Origin of the sequence: Paracandidimonas lactea, assembly GCF_021653995.1 — a bacterium.
GTDB lineage: Bacteria > Pseudomonadota > Gammaproteobacteria > Burkholderiales > Burkholderiaceae_B > Allopusillimonas > Allopusillimonas lactea.
The window spans coordinates 1-18,812 of sequence record NZ_JAJJOZ010000016.1; the positions used below are offsets into that span (position 1 = coordinate 1).

At 55.3% G+C, this 18,812-nt stretch carries 6 protein-coding genes and 1 pseudogene; all 7 read right to left on the reverse strand.

All coding sequences use genetic code 11. The features are described from left to right. A pseudogene (locus tag LOL23_RS18595) lies at positions 1–488 on the reverse strand (hypothetical protein); the annotation flags it as partial. Positions 489–706: 218 nt separating this feature from the next. After that, entirely contained in the window at positions 707–2,827 is a 2,121-nt protein-coding gene (locus tag LOL23_RS18600) for a UvrD-helicase domain-containing protein (protein WP_237174094.1), read from the reverse strand. A gap of 4 nt (positions 2,828–2,831) precedes the next feature. Then, a complete protein-coding gene (locus LOL23_RS18605) occupies positions 2,832–9,266 on the reverse strand; it encodes a DEAD/DEAH box helicase (RefSeq protein ID WP_237174095.1) in 6,435 nt (2,144 codons plus the stop codon). A gap of 12 nt (positions 9,267–9,278) precedes the next feature. After that, positions 9,279–10,010, reverse strand: coding sequence for a hypothetical protein (locus LOL23_RS18610; protein ID WP_237174096.1), 732 nt, complete (start codon positions 10,008–10,010; stop codon positions 9,279–9,281). Continuing rightward, the gene (locus LOL23_RS18615) at positions 10,007–15,103 is read right to left on the reverse strand and encodes a DNA methyltransferase family protein (protein WP_237174097.1); all 5,097 of its coding nucleotides are present in this window, start codon (positions 15,101–15,103) and stop codon (positions 10,007–10,009) included. The genes LOL23_RS18610 and LOL23_RS18615 overlap by 4 nt, the downstream gene beginning before the upstream one ends. A 2-nt stretch (positions 15,104–15,105) precedes the next feature. Beyond that, positions 15,106–18,060, reverse strand: a complete 2,955-nt coding sequence (locus tag LOL23_RS18620; protein WP_255772804.1) for a DEAD/DEAH box helicase — start codon at positions 18,058–18,060, stop codon at positions 15,106–15,108. A gap of 548 nt (positions 18,061–18,608) precedes the next feature. Further along, positions 18,609–18,812: hypothetical protein (locus tag LOL23_RS18625; RefSeq protein ID WP_237174099.1), on the reverse strand; the 204-nt coding region annotated here is incomplete at its 5' end.

Here is an 18,812-nt window from a genome sequence, read left to right on the forward strand (position 1 = left end):
TCGACAACTTGCAGCACCGGCTGAGGAACCTGTTTTACTTTAACCCAACAGCCTCCGCGATTTCCGGTTCGATTCAGTGCTTCTGTTGACAACGCGATATCAGTGTCGTACTGAACAACGGCCTCTTTGAAACGCGTAACGGATGAGCAAATGTTCGAGATAGCTCGTTCGCTCTTCCCTTGGTCTTTCAAAATGACCTTTAGGCGCTCAATAGCTTTTGGGTAGTACGCGCGTAACTCTGCCCCGACAGGGTCTTCAACTTGAATGTGATTGGCGCGCATGAAGTGGGTCAAGGCTGTCAGTCGGTTGGCAATTGTTTGCTTGGATGTGCCTGTTGTTGCTTGTGCTTCTTGACGCTCCCGCAGCTGTTGGTAGGTCAGATTAGGACGATGATTCAACTTCTTTCTCCGCACTTTCCCACCAACTTTTCGCGTCTGCGAAGCAAGTAAAGACGACGGAACCAAATACTTGCGCCCTTCGTAACTCATTGAATTTTTATGGGTTAGTTCTGTTGAGCCACTCCCACCTTTCTGATTCAAAGGAGGGAGCTGTGCAAGTAATCTTCTTTCGCAAGTCGGCGGGCAAAGTGTTCAATAACTTCGCCTTTCGTATAGCGACGTCATTGAGGAGGAGTATTCGGCTTGTTTAAGCTTGGTCCTCCTTAAAAAAATGGCCAGCTATTCGCTGGCCATCTCCGAAAGAGCAGTTACGGCACTTGCAACAAAAGCGCCCCTCGCTTGGCACGGGTTAAGGCCACGTACAATAACTTTCGCTGGTTATCCGTATCTGCCGGGTCGCCAAGATAGCTGGTCGGGGCAACAACGACAACACAATCGAATTCCAGGCCTTTGGCGCGATGCATGGTGGCCAGATGCACCACATTCACCGCATTGGCGTGGTTGTTCTGCGCATCAATCGTCACACACGCAAGCCCAGCGTTTTCCAGCTCGCGAGCCATGGCATCACGCACTTTTGTACTGGCCGTAATTACACATAACGACAAGGGCACCTCGGGCGCGTGTCCCGCGCGCCACTCGTTTACAAATGCAATGGTCTCCTGCGTTGCCGATTCAATACCGTCAACCTGGGTCAGCTTTGGTGCCGGCCCGTGAGACAAAGACTTGTAACGGTTGTCCTCGTCGCTGCCGCCATCCAAATCGTCGATTTCACAGCCTTCCAGCAATGCAACCGCTTGCTTGCGGATTTCATCAGTTGTTCGGTAATTCAGATAAAGCTTGCGGGAGCGGCCACGAATCTCAATGCCACACCGACTCATAATGGCTCGGTTACGGCTGTAGATGCGTTGGTGCCCGTCGCCAACGAAGAACAAGTCGTTTTCTCCAGCTGGAATCATGGCTCTGAGCAAGGTAAGGGCTTGAGGCCCCAGGTCCTGGGTTTCATCAATAACGATGGCGCTGTATGGCGGGGTGTACGACACTCCGGCAACCTGTGCCTCCGAAGCAATAATCTCAGCGACCTCGCGGTAAGCGTCATCAACCTCTTTGAGTTTTCTAGATGCCAGCTGGCCACGATACTCTTCAAAAACGGGCCATACGGCGTCACGCTTTGCGCGACTCAGCACAACGCCACGCCCCGTACGGCGGGCGACTCGGTACTGAGCCAGCGTGGTGATGCCCTGGGCCAGTATCACTTGCTCCAGTTCCTGCTCGTAAAAGTCGTCAGGTAAATCAAGGCTGGAGTCTTTGGTGGCCAGCGCAGACTCCCAGGCTTGTCGCGCGGCGTCTTGCTTTCGGTCGTAGACAATGCGGTGCTCAAGCTTGCGGCTACGAATAAAGGCGCCGACCCAAGCGTCCAAGTTGACGACCTCAATCTTGGCCATGGCTTGTGCGCTACACAGTGAGCGCAGGTTCTGCTGAATGTCGCCAGCCAGGTTCTTGGTAAAAGTTGTGAACAGGACCTTTTGACCATCGGGCGTCCGGTTCTCTGCCAGCCAGCGGGCCCGGTGCATTGCCAATACGGTTTTGCCGGTACCGGCTTGACCCAGCACGCGCATTGGGCCACTGCGGTCGCCTGAAGCCAGTTTTTTCTGAGTGGGGTGCAAGAAAACGCGCCATTGAGCCAACGGTGCGTTCATGATGGACCGCATAGCCTCGTCGTCCTCCACCACCACAAAACGAGATTGTGCTTCTGGCGTATCAAGGCTTGCCGCGAAATCTTCTATATCGATTTCACGGTCCACGCGCGTTTCACGCGATGTCAGTATCTGGCTAACCGTGTCACCTGCATGCACCAAAAACAGGCCCTCATAGGCTTCGACCGGCAAACGTGCTTGAATGGCGTCAAGACCACCCTCTGTAGCAACGGCTCGTACTGGCGCAATCAGTTCTTCGGGCACGCCCAGGCTCATCAGCTCATGGTCAGACAGTGCCGCGAATAAAGGCGCGCTGGGCGTTGCCTTGACTTCGTCTTGCACGGCCGAGGGTTCGATAGCCGCCTCTGGCACGGACTCTTGTTGAACAACCTGCTCAAGCACAACCAATTGCATAGCCCCGGTAACGGGGTTAATGGCCAGGCGCTTGTTCTCGGCCCATCGGTAAGCCTCGTCGTGGTGGTCAACGTAGAGCAACACGTAAACATCGCCTTTGGTTGGCTTGAAGACGATACCGCGCCAGTCATTGTCTACCCTGACTGATTTCAGGTTAGGGTCGCGCGCGCCGTTAATGTTTTCGTAGTTAATGCCTGGGCTGGTGGGGTCGGCCTGAAAGCGCGTAGCCCACTTCATCACCTTCGCATAGACACCTGAAGGCAGCTTTGCCAACTGACCAAGAAAATCCTGAGATAAGGCTACTTTTGGTTTAAAGGTCACAAGTTCACTCCTGCGTATCTACGTTCGATTCAAGCGCCAGCCCTAATGATGCTGCAGCGGCTACAAACCATGGCTGATTGTCTACCTGGCTGTACGCCTCATCGAGCATCAGAATAGTCCAACCTTCAGTCTGCCAAATGCCAACCAGGTCATCTTGGTCCGGTCGAAGAATTGCCAGCTTGACAGCCGGCCAGGTCATCTCGGCATCCGCAATGACGTCGCCCTTGGCATTGACCAGCTCCATGCCAACCTGTGGAATGGTGGACCCTGCGCGGGCCAGCAGTGTCAGGCCGGGCTTGAGTTCAGGCAAAACCTGGTCTAGAGCGTCCAGCCAGGCTGCTTGTAAAGCGGCGTGGTCACCAGCGTGAACAGGGGCTTTTTCATCCCCCGCGCTAACAACGGATAAGCCGTCGTAATCACGAGCCTCAAGACCGTCTGCCGTTACCAACAACATGCCAGGCAAAACCTGCATGGCGTTATACAGTTGCAGCCACCGTCGCCAGGCCAGATGCAGTGTCTCTTCGTCCAGGGCCGCCGAAGCATCCAGAACGACAGCTCCGGGGGCTGACCAGCCTTGTGCCGGGGGAACACCTCTGGCCAGCGCCATCGGCCAACGCCCGACCTGAAAACAGGCCACGCCGGGCTTGGATGCAAACGGCGCAAAGCCTGTGCCTGGCCAGGCGCCATCTGGCTCCAGGATGCTGTCTGGCAAAAGGGGCAACCAGGAAGTAAGTTGTTGCTCGCAAGCGCTTCGGTCTGTGGCATCTGAAGGAACGCAAAGAAAAGACAACCACAGGGTGTTACGTTGTAGCGGTCCGACGGCAGCGTCACCCTCTGCGCCTTCAGTAGGGGTCGCCAGCCATTGCAGCAGACGCGCAACGGCATGATGGGTGAACGCATTTTCCTGGGCTCGGGGCAGGGTAGGCGGTGCCTTGCTTCCATCGTGCCGACTCATTGCTACCAGGGGCGATTCCAGGTCAGTATTCAATGCGCCATCAAGCGCAGCAACAACATCTTGATGCGTCACCGACCAGACCCAAAAGCCATTGCTGTTCACAATGGCACTACGCTTGCGCGCATCTTCGCGTAAGGTGTCTTTGTGATACACCCAGCCATCACAGAACACAGCAATAGGGCGACGCCGTGAGTTGGTTGCCCAGGGCCAAATAACGAAATCAGGCTTGCTCGGTACCGACACCCCATGTGTTGACCCCAATTCACACTGAGGTTCAATGCGATAGCGCTGCTTTCCAACTTCCAGCACGAAACCCGATTTACCGTTAACGATATCAGAAACCAGTTTGACCGTTGGCAGACCACCCACACCACCAAGCCGCTTCAGGCTTTCAATAAAGCGGGCCTCAAGTACAGAATCAAAGTTCGGGTTGATGTAGATATCTGAAATGGTTTTGACTTGTTCCAGGTGCCCAAACGATTTGACCAGCTCGGAAAGTACCGATTTTGCCGAGTCGCGTGACACCAGTTCCATATTGCGGCCCAGGCGGTACTGATACAAGCAACGGTAACAGCCGTCTTTTTCCGGGTCAGCATTACAGGAACAGCTTGTCAGTGCACCCAGGGCCATTTGCAAAACGTCTGTCAGGGTCTTGGCATCCTGCGCCAGCAACTGGTGCAGGTACCCCGTACCACCGGGTACTGAATCGTAAAGCAGCACATAGTGTTTGCGCGGCCCGCCCTCTTTGCCCGGTTCGTCTTGCAGAACCATGCGCAGGTGGTCCACCTTGCCGCCAAAGCGTTTTTTCAACCCAAGCTGCACGGCAGCCATGAACGACTGCACCACGCGTTCATCCACCCCGTTCTTGGTGTAAGGCACCAGAATCCGCAGCGCTTCGGAATCAAACTCTCGGTAAAGATAGAGGCAATCAAACAGGTTGGCAGGGTCATCGCTGCCGTGTTTGGGGCAGTCAAAACTATGGGTCTGGCTTTGTGAGGCCGCATTGCGCCGTGCGGGTTTTTGTACTTTGCCACAGTACCGGCAAAGGCAAAACCCTGGCCGCCCGGACTCAACATCCGCAACTTTGAAGGTTTCCCCCGGTTTGGCCAGTTCACCAAAATTGACATCCCTGAAGGTCACCCGGGAGATGAACTCGAAGCCAAAGGGTAACTCGCCAGAACCAATCTGCCACGCTTCCCGAATACTGGAAGGCTGGAAATCGGCCATCAACTGGCGAACGTAATACTTCGGCTCGCGGTCTTCGGCGGTATCATCAATGCGCACTTCCATGTCATTGCTGTTGGCAATGGCTTGCTTGAAGCGCAGCAGCGTGCGCTTCTGGGCGGCGTCGGCCCACATCGTGTCGCTGCAGCGCGGACAAACGGCGTGCTCAACGGGCTCCTTCTCCAGGTGCTGCATGTGATGACAGGCCGGGCAAAAGCGCCAGGTTTCCGCCTGAGCCAGGTTCATGTTGATTTGGTCAACCTGAACGCGTCGCTGGTTGGCGTAAAAGCGGTTTTCCGGGGCGAACTCCGACAAAGCCGATTGAGCGGGGCGCTCATACTTCAGCGTTTTTAACGCCACATAGGCACCTTGGCCGGGCTCATCAGTAGCACGTTTGCGCCACAATACAGACTTCAGCTCTACCCCGGCTTCGGGGAACGCATAGTTCGGAATTAACCCAGCGTCTGTCAGCGTGTTGAGCAGGTCACGACCATTAATTTCTTTAATCAGCTCCAGCATGGAGTCGCGCTCGCGCGACAACTGCTCGTACTCTGCAATCGTGGCCTCGTCCTGCGGCTTTTGTTTTAACTTGGCCCGGGCCTTATCCAGCTCATCTTTGCGTTTCTTGTAGGTGCGGCGCTCTGCCACCAGGTCGCTGAAAACCTTCATCAGACGCACACGTAAGCCGTCTTCCTCCCCTTGACCCTGCATAGTGTTCCACAACCGCTCACGCACCTTGTCAGTGGCATCCTGCCCCAACAGCTCAATGAACCCATCAAAAAGCCGTTGTTCATGCTGCAACACATAATCGCAAAAGATGTAGGGGAAGCGGTCAAGGCGCGCTTGTTCCACCGCATCCAGCGCCTGTGAGGTTTTTTGCGGTAAGGCTGTCATGGTTGTCAGGCCTGCCACCCAGTCATCCATGCAGAACGCAAACAGCTGGCGACGCAACACTTCAGCGGCCTGCAGGAAAATGCCGGGTGGGCTGACGTCACCCGCAATCATTTCTTGTGTTTCGGAAAAGAAATACAGGTCATGCGGGCTGTTACCGTCCGCCAGCGTTGTCGCTACAGCATTGCCATCAACACGGCCTGCGCGGCCAATACGTTGCAAAAAACTGGCCTGGGCAGGTGGTACCGAACATAGCAAGACCGACGACAGGTCGCCAATGTCCACCCCCATTTCCATGGTAGGTGTGGCTGATAAAAGATTCTCAAACCAGGGTTTAGGTTTTTTGTTCTTGAATCGTTGTTCCAGGGCTTCACGTTCTGTGCGCTCCAGAAGCCCTGTATGCTCTGCGGCAATCACACGGCGAACGCTGCCCTGACTGTATCGCGTGGCCCACCAATTGCTGCTGTCTGCCAGCACGACCTCGTAGCTTGACTCGACACTGTCAAGGCATGGCATACCCAGGAAGCTCTCTGCCTCGAATCGCGGCACCGTCAGCCTGCGCTTGCTGCCCTTGGTGGCAACAAACGTAACATCTGTAGTCAGCATCAGTGCATCGGGGTTCACAGCCAGGGTGTCGCCGGCGTGGTGGGCTGTGCGTACAACAATGCCGTCCCGTTCCAGCGTCTCGAAGGCGGCGGCATACATCTCGCCGGTCATCCCTTGAGGTAGTAAGCCATTCTGGTTTAACACGACAGTTGCCCAGCGTTCGTACCATGTGGGGCGATTGCGTTGGGTCAGTTTATCGAAGCCACGCTGGGTTCCGAGTGTGAGAAATACCGGTTTCGGGGTGTAGTCACCCATGGTCGGCATCCATTCCCCGCGCCCCGCGGTTTTCAGCAACGCGAAAATGTTGGCATCACCCGCATAGTTCGCCAATTCAGGGTGCATGACGCCGCCGCGTCGGCGCATGTGCGTAAGAACGCCCCACAGCCACCAGACAACGGTTTCCTGGGTCAGACTCCTTAAACCAAACTGCTCTTGCAACCTTTCAGTCAGCGTTTCAGACACACTTTGCAGACGCTCCAGAGGCACTGAAAGCGTGGCCTTGCCAACGCGCTCCAGGGTACGACCGCGCTTGCTAAGGTAGGTCATTTCGCTGACAGCCTGCCACAACAGGCGTTTTTTTACCCGGCCGGGCAGCTTGCTGCCGGCGGGCAACCGCAAGTTCTTGGGCAACTCTTCCGCCCAATCCCGCTGCCAGGTCATGTTTGGCCCAATAAACTCAGACACCAGCCGCTCGTCATCCATATTCAAAACGGAACCGGGCTGAGCGAATTGTGTATTGGCTTTATTCAGGAACTCAGTCCAGCTGACGAGGGTCTGGACAATTTCGTCCATCACCTGGGCCAGCGCCATACGGGCATTATTCACATAGGTGCGGGCACCAAAAAAACCCGCGCGGTGCGCTGCATCCTGGACCGAATCGGAGAACGCAATCAGCTTCTTGTCGTCATTGAACACACTGGCCCACGTCGCCTCAACCACCTGCGAACCCAAGGTGGCGTTACGTGCGCCCAACAGCAGTAGCTCGTCCCGTTCGCCACAGGCCGGGCACGTGGAGTCATGCCGGGTGAACTGCGCCATGCCAGAAGTTTGGGAGCGTTGTGCCGTTACCCGGAAAATCGCAAGCAGTTCCTGGTTACCGCAGGCCAGGCAGGTACCATCGCCGGGTTGAAGGTTGCCACATGACACGCAGACATGCTGATTGATACCGTCAACGTGGGCGTGGCCAACACTTTGGGCTGCATAAAATCGGGCTGCTTCCGGGCGGCCAGAGAACCAGGTGTTGTAAATTTCGTCAAGTTTTGTCGACAACTTATTGGTGCCTTGCACCAGGCGTGATATCCAGCCGGTGGTGCGACACTGGCTGCACTGCACCATCGGCAAGTACACCCCATCGCGCTGGCTGGGCAGGTCGCGCTCACTTCGCAATACGACGTCAGCGTGTTTTGTGCTTAGCTTGCCGACCATGCGCCGCAATTCGCGTACCCACAATTGCATACGCAAGGTCACCATGGGTTGGTTGCCCTCGCGCAGGGCCCACGCCACCAGCACCAGCAACGCGTCCAGTACCAACCCGACTTGTGCGTCGGTGGCCGTGGGCATGTTGCGGGCAAAAGATTCTTTCAGTTCTGCTGCCTCAATCACGCTACCTTTCAACAGCTTGAGCAGGTTTACAAACAGCTGGTGCCGTTTCAGTTTTTTACCCAGCTCTTGCCGCCAGGCCTTGTCTTTCACATCAACAGGCTCCGGCTCACCCGGGAAAAACAAGCCATACCAAGCAGCTACCGCGTCCTCGGGTGCAGCGTATTGAGACGGGTCTAGCTGGATGGCGACATCGGGTCGGAACGGGAACATGAAGTCCACCGTGGCGTCTTCGAGAAAATCGCCCACACTTTGACGATTTTCTGTCACGACGGAATCCGGTTCGAAAGGAACCCCGAAAATCTGTCGTGCATAATCACGCAGTGGCGCGGTGTCAGACGCCCCCCCCAAGGTTGCCGACGTTCCCGCGCAAATCAGATGGCCTTCCGGTGTTTGTAACCGGGCACGCAAGCGCCGCAATAACAACGCCAGGTCGGTTCCCTGCGCGCCATCAAAAGTATGCAACTCGTCAACAACGACATAACGCAGCGTTTCGGGTGTGTTGGCAGCCCAGAGCTGGCGGTCCTGAGGGCGCAGCATCAGGTAGTCCAGCATTTTGTAGTTGGTTAACAGAATGTCCGGTGGCTGTTTGCGCAAGGTGTCGCGGTCCGTGATGACGTTCTCGGGCGTCATCACCAAGCCACTACCCGGCTCACCCTGCCGGCCGCCTACGTACAGGCCTACGCGAAGTTGGGCGAAAGCAGGCACGGAAGCTACCAATTGCGCAATACGCCGCGCCTGGTCGCTGGCCAAGGCATTCATGGGGTAGATAACCAGGGCTTTTATGCCTGCTTCACCTGCTGCCCGAGTACGCGCACAGTAATCCAGCACGGGATACAAAAAACATTCGGTTTTACCGCTGCCCGTGCCGGTAGCCACCAGCGTACTTGCCGCCAGGTGTTCCGATGACAGGCGACGCCAGGCTTGCTCTTGATGGCTGTAACCGGGATGCTGCGTTTCAAACGAAGCGTAGAACTTTTTGCCCTGGGTACCATTGACAAAGGGCAACCCCACTTGGACATAGGGGCCCTTGAGCCAGGTGGACTCCTCTTCAACAAACCGGCTCATCAAGCCATGCATGAAGGCATCGGATGGCTCGTAACCGGCCTTCAGGAACTGCTTGAGCCCGTTTTTTATGTCTTTGGTTAGTAGGGATGGCAACATATGAATAAGGGACTATCGCGTTTTTTTACTTTTTGAAGCTATCGTGGGTCGCCAACCTAACAGTCGCTCAACTTCCGCCCAAGTTTCATCTAATAATTTTTTTTCACCTTGTACTTTGACCCCCATTCTCAAATCGTTAAGAGGGAACCATGCCCCACTTCGTTCTTGATAAAACACCCGAGAGTAAACATTCCCCGTGTTAGATATGCGATGAATTTCGTATTGCTGCGACAGTAAAGTGAATGCATGGTTCAGACTGGTAGCAGTTGACTGAGCAGCACCCTCGGGCATTTGAACTGTGCTTCCAATGAGCTCACAACGGTCGAGACCCCTAAGCTTTAACCACAAACCACTACGCTCAGCATCTTTTATGGGCTGACCCTCAACTCTATTTCGTTTCGGTGGGCCGAGCGTAATTCTTTCAAGCCTTGTCGTGCCCAAAGGGAGGTTGTAAATATCCTCTTTTGGCCACGGGCCAACACGTCTACCTCCTCTGCTTTGGTCACTCAATGCCACGAGCAAAAGAGTACCCTCTTCAAGAATTTGGACGGAGATTTCAGTGCTAACGCGTTTTCGAAAATTTTCATCGGTAATTTGACTGAGGTTAATTGTCAGGTCGCCGAGAGCACCATCTTTGACGGGAATATCTCCGCCATACAGAAACTCCCAGTTTGTGCCAACACGTTTGACGGGTAGTGTTACCTGCGCGGTCCAGTCGTGGTCAAAAGCACATCCTGATTTCATCTTGTATCTCCTATTTTTTCAGTAGCGAAAAAATCCCAAGCAATTCGGTAATCCTCTTCGCGGTTAGCGCGGGCAAACGGGGCCACATAGCGGCGTTCAACGGTGCGAGGGCCGCCCGGCAAGGTGTCATCCTGCGCTTGTTGGGTGACCACTGTGCCATCGGGTACAAGCCATACATCGTTTTTGTACAGGTCTTCCCAGCCAAAGTTACCTGCGCGGGTTTTACCGTCAGGTTCTTGTATCTTTACCCTGGGTGTCGTTCGGCCACCTTCACGTGGTAGGCCAACCCCGACCAGGCCTTTACTGTTGGTGAAGACGATGCGACCGTTGATGTCGTACCAGGTATCACGCTCGTAGCCTTGCATCACGGGGAATTGCACGCGGTAGATAAGAAGCAGTTCCTCGAGCGTCATCCCCAGCGCTTGGGCTACCAAAACATCAATTTCTACCAATGCCATGCGACGCGCGTAGTCGCTGCGCAGTGCGCAGTCGCGAGTCCAGGTACTGGTCAGGTTTTGCCAGAAATCTTGGGGTAAGCGGGGGTTGTTGGGTTGAGTCCATGCTTCATCGGGGAAAGAAAGGTCGAAACTTTCTTCCCAAAATGGGGCGTAATACGAGGTCAGGCAGACTAAAGACAAAAACCTTACCCGAGCCGGGCAAGCAAGTTGAACATGGGGTATCTTGTCTGCAAGGTCTCCGCGTAAATCGCTCTTTCCGGTAGACTTAACCAAAAAATCAATAGCCACGGAACACATCCCCGCACCATAATCAATCTGGTCGGCATATTGTCGAAACGTTATTGAAAATACACCGTCGATGTGTGCAGCCTGTGGTGGCAATACTGACGCACACGCAGTTCGCTCGGATGCAGAGCCAATTGCTCTTCGATGAACGTGACGGAAGTAATCCGTTACTGGCTTTGCTGCCACTTCCCCATCTTCGACCCAACTGACCCGTGGCGTTCGGCGCTGATATTCGGCACGGTCGGCCATGGGAAGGTAGTTGGTTCGAGGCAGGTAGTCGTCAGGCAGGGTTTCAAGGTCAATGTTGTCATAGGCCTTATGTGTTTCACATACCTTGCGTGGCGTTTTGTTAAATGGATTCGCAACGAAGAAGTGTGGACCCGACAATACCCACTCGTCTGGCGTAGCAGGAAAGCCGACGTCACTTGTTGAACGGCGGGTAATGGTCCCGTCCTTCTGTTGCATGGTTTCATGCCACATTTCTGTCGAAAAATAATCATTTCCCAAGTCGGCCAGCCGTCTTGGGTAAGCTGCAAGCTTGGCCAGCACGTCTCTCAACGCACCTGCATGTAATGCAGGTAATCGGGCCCGACGGGGTGGCGTGCCGGGTTCGTCGTAGAGTTTGGCGAAGGTTGCAAGTGCAGCATCATCAACTCGTACAATTCTGTCACTGTGACCGACTGTATTCCATTCGCCCGCATCATTCTTGATTCCATCTGGGAGTCCTGCCCCATCGTGCTGGTAACACGCATCTACCGTGCTGGGTGTAAACAAGTTTGAGACCATGTCAAAGACAGGCCTATCTTGTTTGGCACCATATATATTCACGCTAAAAGTTTCACGATTCCCAATCGGAAAAAGCTTGAATTCATTTTGAAATCCGAAAATTGCTCGAAGCCTTTCGTAAATTGATTCTCGTAAATTTCCGCCCTTGGGGTCGTCGTAGGGACCCTCAGGGTGTAATAACCCGGTTACCCCTAGCGCACTGTTAAGCCCCCAAGCCAACGGCATAAAGCACTTATACAGGTTTGTTTGAACGCCCTTGAGTAGCGGGTAGTTCTGCACTGCGTTCAGAAAGCTCTGCGTCCCTTCGGCTTCCTGCAATTCATCCGTCCAGGCCTGTTGCAAGCCTGAAAACTCGGCAAAAGCAGCCGCCCGTAGTTTGGCCAGGTCACTTGCACTAACTTTTCGCACTGCGAATACCGGGTTGTATTCACCCAGGATGCCCGACTCGTTCCACTCAACCTTCAGCCAAGGGGGGTTACCCAGAATCAAGTCAAAGCCGCCACGCTGCAAAAGCACATCCGCAAAACACAATTCCCAGTGCATGAACCGGCGCGCCTCAGCAACAGACTCGACCAACTCAATGCGCGGAAAACTCTGGCGCAGCCTACTGATACGCAATTGCCCCCAGGTGTCATGCAAGCGAGCACGCTCTTGCGCTTGACGCAAAGCGGGTTGAATTTCGAAACCCAGTAGCCCGGACTGAGGGGGTTCAAAGCCGGTAGGCTCGGAATTACCGGCGGTGCTATCAGTCGAGTCCCCTCCCAGGTCCAGCCCGACCTGGCGCGTCATGTCCACCACATTGCCTTCAAGAATGGCACCAACTTCCATCCACCAGGCTTCTCGGCTGGGTAGTTGCGCACTGGCGTTAATGGGCCAGAACCACAGGGCGCACCAATAATCCATCACCAGCTTAAGCCGCCTGAATGGGGTAGCCAGGTCGCCATCTTCATTCAGTAAGCCTTCGCTGCGTATGGCCTCCTTCTGGCTGCGGCTGATGCGTGCTTCAAGGCTGTCATCGGCTCCATCTTGTGACGGCCATACGGTCAGGGTGTCCTCGGTGCGTTTTCGGTCGCGTGCGAGCGCCTGAATGTGTTCTTTCCACAGTTCCTGCACCCGGGTGCTCAACTGCTGCAGGCGGGCAATCTCGTAATCAGACAACGGTGCGGTAAACGCTTTGCGCCATGTCTTGAGCCGCTCAAAGTCCTCTGGATACAAGGCTTTGGCCGTTTTATCGCTGTAGTTGGCCATGCCTGGGTCGGGCAGCAAGAAGTGCCAAATTTCATCAGACGTTCTTGGCTGGTCGGAAGTAACACGCCGGGGCGGTTCTTCGTGCCAGGCCGGTTTGGCCCCCCGTAGTAGGCTACCGGGGCGATACACCTGATGTCGTGCGCCTATCAGGCTGTTGCCGGCAAATAGTTGATAGCCGAACCACGGAACCCGTGCGGGCTGCGGCAGGCCCTTGGCGTCTGTCTCACCGTAAATGGCGTTCAGCCATAGCGAAACCTCCGCCAGTTCCACCGCCACCGGGTTCAGGTCAACGCCGTACACATTGCGGTCTGCAAGGTACATGCGAACTTTCTGCAGTTCGCGGGGATACTCATCGTGGGGAATGCGACGCCCCAGTTCCGCCTGCTTGCGCTCCAGGTACGCTTCGGATAACTGGTTAACGGCTTCGTTCAAGAACGCGGCACTGCCCATGGCCGGCTCACATACCGTAAGGGTCAGAATATCGTCCGCTTTCGTCACTCGACCGCCCTCCAGAAGCTCTTTCACGGCATACTTGACCAGGCATTGAGTTAGAACCTGCGGGGTGTAATAGCTGGCACTTTTCTGGCGGTCTCGCCCTGCGAGGCGATAAATGAAGCGTCCACGCTCATGCTTGCGCAATACCAGATGCCCCGCATCGTTGCGGTCATAAACGCGTTCGTTCTCGGCATATTCATTCAGGCGACTGGCGGGTACGAACCAGGCGTTATCCAACAGGTCTGTGGCTGCGGCTGACGCGCTGGTTGCCGACTCACTGTCGCCATTCGATGATTCGTCGTCCTCATCGTTATTGTCATCGTCAGCCTGGGTTGCTGCGGCCTTCTGTTTCTTTGGTGCAGGCTGCACCTCGTAAAGGTCTTCAGACGCAAAGAAACCGCGGTAGCTGAGCAGGGCTTCGTAGACGGCCCCAAGCTGGTTGATGGACAGCAACTGGTAGCTAACCCGCCCCTTTCGCTGGCCTCGCCCCTGGCTGCGGGTCAGCGACATCAACCGAATGATGCGCTGCCAGATGTGGTTCGGAAAACGCACCCTGGCCAGCAAGGGCATGGAGTTGTCATCGAACAGGCGACTATCCAGCGGGGCCATAGCAAACACGTCTTTGGCACCAGCCACGCTGCTAGCACCCAGTTCTTGCTGGGAAGGCTCCTTCAGGCCGCATCCCTGGGCAACGAGCGAGAACAAGCGCCGCAAAGTGGTGTCGAAGTACAGACCATCGCGCGCGCTGGGTGTGCCCAAGGGCTGCATTTCAAGGTCACGCAGGCTTTCCAGACTGTAACCTTTCTGGTAGACCTCGCTTTTTGCGATGGGTACGTAAGACAGCTCTGGACGTGCTTCGATGTAGAACATGAAAAGCAGCCGGTACACCATGCGCAGACACTCCATGCTCAGGTCGCTGGCGTCCAGTTGGTCTTTGCCGCTGAAGAACCCTTTTTTGGCTTCTGAGGCTTGTTGCCGTAATTGCCGTGCGGCTTCGTTACCCAGCAGTTCAATGGCCTCGCGCAGGGCATACTTCAGGTCTTCACTGACACCAAAGGCGTGTTTGTGTGCATTTTCATCTAGTGACTGCAGCAGGCTGGCGCCTTCATCCGGTGCCAGGCTGCCTTTGTGCAGCAGCACCGCACAGGCCTTGAGCGTGTCGGCATCTTTGCGGTCAAGGATTTCCGCCCAATCAAAACGCAGGGCTCGATTGTTTGGCCACTTGTAGCGGTCAATCAGCAGCCATTCGCTTAGGCCAATCAAGAGAACATACCGCGGGGGTGTTTCTGCGGCGAATACGGCGTCAGAAAGCATGTCCGCCCAGGGTTCGCCTTTCAGTGCAGTGGGCACAGGGTCATCGCCATACAGCAGGCCTGTTAGCGTATGGTCAAGAAGGTCCTCCTGGCCTTGACCCGGACGGTAAGCGGGAATAACGGCCAGGCCAGGTAGTTGCAGCATCCACACGGGAATAGGTAAGCCGGCAACCAGTTCGTGAAGGTCGGGTGACGCCTTGGGCTTTGCGTAGCCCAGTGCCTGCAGCAAGCCCGTTTGCATTTCGGTAAACAGCAGCCAGCGCTGTTTGTCATCGCCGGCACGCTGAATCTGGCTGTGCAGGCTAAACCATTTTTGTGACCAGGCCTGAAGACGTTTGTATGGCGAACGGTGGGTTTCGTCACCCGGATGTTCGGCTTCTTCTGTTTCCCAGGCGTCCAGCCTGGCTTTAATGTCGCCTTTGAAAACTTCAGCCAGATAATGATGGCTGTAGAACTCGTTTTCGTTGGAAATGCCTGCGAACGTTTGAACGGCGTCAAGAACTGGCATGGTCAGGCTCCCGCAGTATTGGCTTGAGGGTGGCATACAGCAGCCAGCACCTGTATCCAGGGTTGCGGCTCGGTGGACAAGGTGTCGTGTACCCACTGGCGGTATTCGTCAAAGACGCGGTTGATTTGCTGGCTACGCTGCTCGAAGCGGCCTCGTCTGACCGTTTCCAGTTGCTTGGCCAGATTCAGCTCAAGCTGCTGCATTTGGCGGCTTTGCAGGCGTCGCAATTCGTCCAGTGTCCCTTCCAGCCGCTGTTCCAGAGCGGCAGAGAATGAGGCTTGTTTTGCCAGCATGTAATCGCGCATGGTGTGTATAGCTTCAGGCAGAGCCTTCTGCATTGAAGTAATTATGGTTTCAAGCGCTTCACTGTGCCCCCGGTTGGGCAGGCCACCGGCCTTGATGCCACTGCGCGCAGCAAAGGTGTCGAAGGATTCCAGCGAAAAACTGCCGCTGCCCGTTCGGCAGGCCACCTGCCACTCCACCAGCAAGGGTTGGCCTTTCCTGTTAGGTACAAGACTCATCAAGATGAAGGCTTGCTCGTTTGGCTGCAGCGCCATACTTTGAAGCACAGGGGCTTTGTGCCGACCAAAGTAGGTCAGCACCCGTTCGCCCAGCCATTCCATGATGGGGTGCTGCTGCCACAAGTAGTGCAACTGTGGCCATGATTCCTCTTCTGCCCGAGCTTGGCGCGCAGTCTCAATCGCCTCGGCCATACGTTTGGGGTCGGCACACAGGGCGTAATGGTCGTTGGTAGCCTGTACCTCTGCCGGCAGCTGGCGCAACCGGTCTTGCAAATCTTGAGGTGCAGTCAAGGCAATCACCTGCTCAGCGTCTTCCGCAGACCACTGGCACAGCAATTCACCCTGATTCAACAGGGTCAGTGCGGTTTTTGCGTAGTGATAGTCGCTTTTGAACAGCGACGCGGGCTCACTGATGGATGCCAGGCTATTGCCAGAGGCAGACGATTCACCAGAGGCCGCGGCGTTGGTGTGGCCTGTTTCGCCGCCAAACAACGCCATCAGCCAATCGGCCTCATTGCTCTGCTCGTCATTGGCTGTGGCATCCATTTCAGCCTCAACCTGTTCGGGGGTCAGGCCACTGACCATGAAGTCGCTAACCTTTTCCTCTTCTTTGTCGGGGTCGAACACATTCAGGAAAGCCGAGGGGTCGCCCAGATTCAGCAAGGCTTGCTCGTCTTTCTTTTCCAGAATTTCAAGAATACGTAAGTCACCCCGAATTTTTTCATTCACGGTGTCCGTAAACAGATAGACGATTTGCGGCTGATGTTCCTGGCCGTAGCGGTCAACCCGGCCGTTACGTTGCTGGAAAACCATCAATGACCACGGCAAGTCAAAGTGCACCAACCGGTGACAGAAGTAGTGCAGGTTCAAGCCCTCGCTGGCAACGTCGGAGCAGAGCAGTACGCGAATGGGGTCATTCAAGCGCCCAAACCGCTCGACAAGCTCTTGTTGCTCTGTGTCGGCCATTTGTCCGTGCAACACTTCAATCTGGTTGGCCTTCAGCTTCATATCGACAGCAAGCCGCGCACGCAGCCAATGCAGGGTCTCGATACGCTCGGAAAAAATGACAAGGCGGTCTTTGGGTTCCGCTGGCGTCCATCCAAACTCGGCCGAACGCAGGTGTGCAAGCAAGCGCTGGTACTTACTGAAGCTTGCCGCGTCTGGCTCGTCAACCAGCACCAGCAAGGCGTCACGCAACTCTTGAAGGCTTGTTACCTCAGCACGCTCGGCATCGCTGGCATCAGATTTACCTTCAAGCAAAGCAATACGCTTGTTGGTCGATTCCAGCGCTGCAGCCGGGCTTGAAAACAAGGTTTTTTGCAGCCCCACGCGTTGCAGCTCAGTTTGTTGACCAGCCTTATATTGGCCGCGCTGGGTAAAAGGAACATCGAGCAAGACCCGATATACCGTTTCCTCAGCAGCGCTTGCTTGGGCATGCAGGCGCGTGGTGATGCGTTCTTTGAACTCGGTGCTGACCTGGTCGCGGATATCTTTCTTGAAACGTCGGATGACCAAGCCCTTGCTGCGAAAATCTTCGGGCGTGTAGTCGTCAGGGTCGGAAATGGCCGTCGGGTCGAGCAAGCTCATTAAAGAAGCAAAACTGCGGGCGGAGCCGTCGTGTGGTGTTGCCGACAGCAACATCAGGGTGTCGGAGCGGGTTGCCAGTAAACGGGCCAGCCGGGCGCGACGCGATAAGCCCGTTTCACTGGCACGGGCAGCCACGTTGTGGCACTCATCAATAACAATGATGTCCCACCAGGCGTTTTCCAGGTAGTTCCGGTACTCAAGGTTGCTCTTGAGCGTGTCGATGGAAATGATGCTTCGGTCAAAGTAGTTGAACGGGTTGTGGTTGGCCGGGATGCGGTTGCGCACGCGGGCCAGGCCAACCGAGTCCAGGCGCACCAGCGGTATTGAAAACCGGCTCCACCACTCTTTCTGGAACTGGGTGAGCATGGCCTTGGTAGTCACAACCAGAATCCGCTTGCCACGACCGCGCTGCATCAATTCGGTGGTGAGTATGCCGGCTTCTAGTGTTTTGCCCAGACCCACCGCATCTGCAATGAGGATGCGCGAGCGGGTTTGACGCAGCGCCTGTAACGCCGGGTCAAGCTGGTACGGCATCAGGTTCATCACACCCCGGTGGCCCAGATGAATGGCTTCATCGTTAGGCACACTGCGCCGACGCAGGCTTTCCAGGTACAAGACAGAGGCGTTGTACGTTGGGCTGTTGTCTGGCACCAGCTGTGTGGCAGCCGGGTCAAGAATCTCTATCTGCTCTTCCAGTTCGGTCAGGAACAGCGCGGTGCGACCGCGCACCAATTCCGAGATGCCATCACAGGTTAGTAATCGTCCGCCATCGGCAGAAGGGTCAACGCGGCGGATGAGCCATTCCTCATCGCGGATAACGGCACGGGCACCAGGGGCAATCAGAAGCATGCAGAACCAAGTCCTTCAATCAACACATCGGTAAACACTTATCAGCAGGCAAAAGGTATCACTTTTCACAACAAAAGGTATACGTCTGTTTCCTTGTGAGGTGCCTCTGGCAAGTTGGAATAGGGGGGGCGAACAACCAGTGGTGTAGGGTGGTCGCTTGGTGAACTATGAGAACAATTTCGGCCGTTCAGTAGCAGCAAGCGCTTGAAAACATGGCTGCGAAAGGTTTGGTGCGAGACCTCCCGGTACAGACCGCTGAAAAAGACGTACACCGACGGATTTGCTCAAGAGTTTGAGCGACTTTCAAGCTCACCAAGGTAGCGTTGTCGCCAGCCTAATCGCCGTTCTGAATCGTACCCTGAGAGCGGCAAAGACGAATGGAGAGTTGTCGAACCATTGCTCGAAGTACCTAATGCCTTTGGTGTACGACGCCGACCCGCCCACTTTCGAGGCATCATTCACTTCTTTTGAGGTTGTGGCGACGGACTTTCTGGCAGCTCGCGAACGCCAGCCGGTGATGGCACCTGTTCAAATGACACGCCTGCTCGCTAGCCAAAGTTGAGGGAGCGGCACGCATGGCGTTTAAAAAGTCCGGGGATTTTGCGGGAAAATTGCGGGAAAACCACTCGTGCGGGAAAATTTCCCCATAGGTAGGCCGAAGGTGGTTGTTGAAAAATAGGCTCTACATCATGAACGGGGGACAAGCGGTATTCATTAGACTTGTTTTTGCGAAGAACATTTCTAATGGAAGC

What these genes read in the sequence shown, in the direction of transcription:
- LOL23_RS18605 (WP_237174095.1), bottom strand. Translation starts at nt 9,266, where the DNA reads ATGTTGCCATCCCTACTAACCAAAGACATAAAAAACGGGCTCAAGCAG.
- LOL23_RS18610 (WP_237174096.1), bottom strand. Translation starts at nt 10,010, where the DNA reads ATGAAATCAGGATGTGCTTTTGACCACGACTGGACCGCGCAGGTAACA.
- LOL23_RS18615 (WP_237174097.1), bottom strand. Translation starts at nt 15,103, where the DNA reads ATGCCAGTTCTTGACGCCGTTCAAACGTTCGCAGGCATTTCCAACGAA.
- LOL23_RS18620 (WP_255772804.1), bottom strand. Translation starts at nt 18,060, where the DNA reads ATGCTTCTGATTGCCCCTGGTGCCCGTGCCGTTATCCGCGATGAGGAA.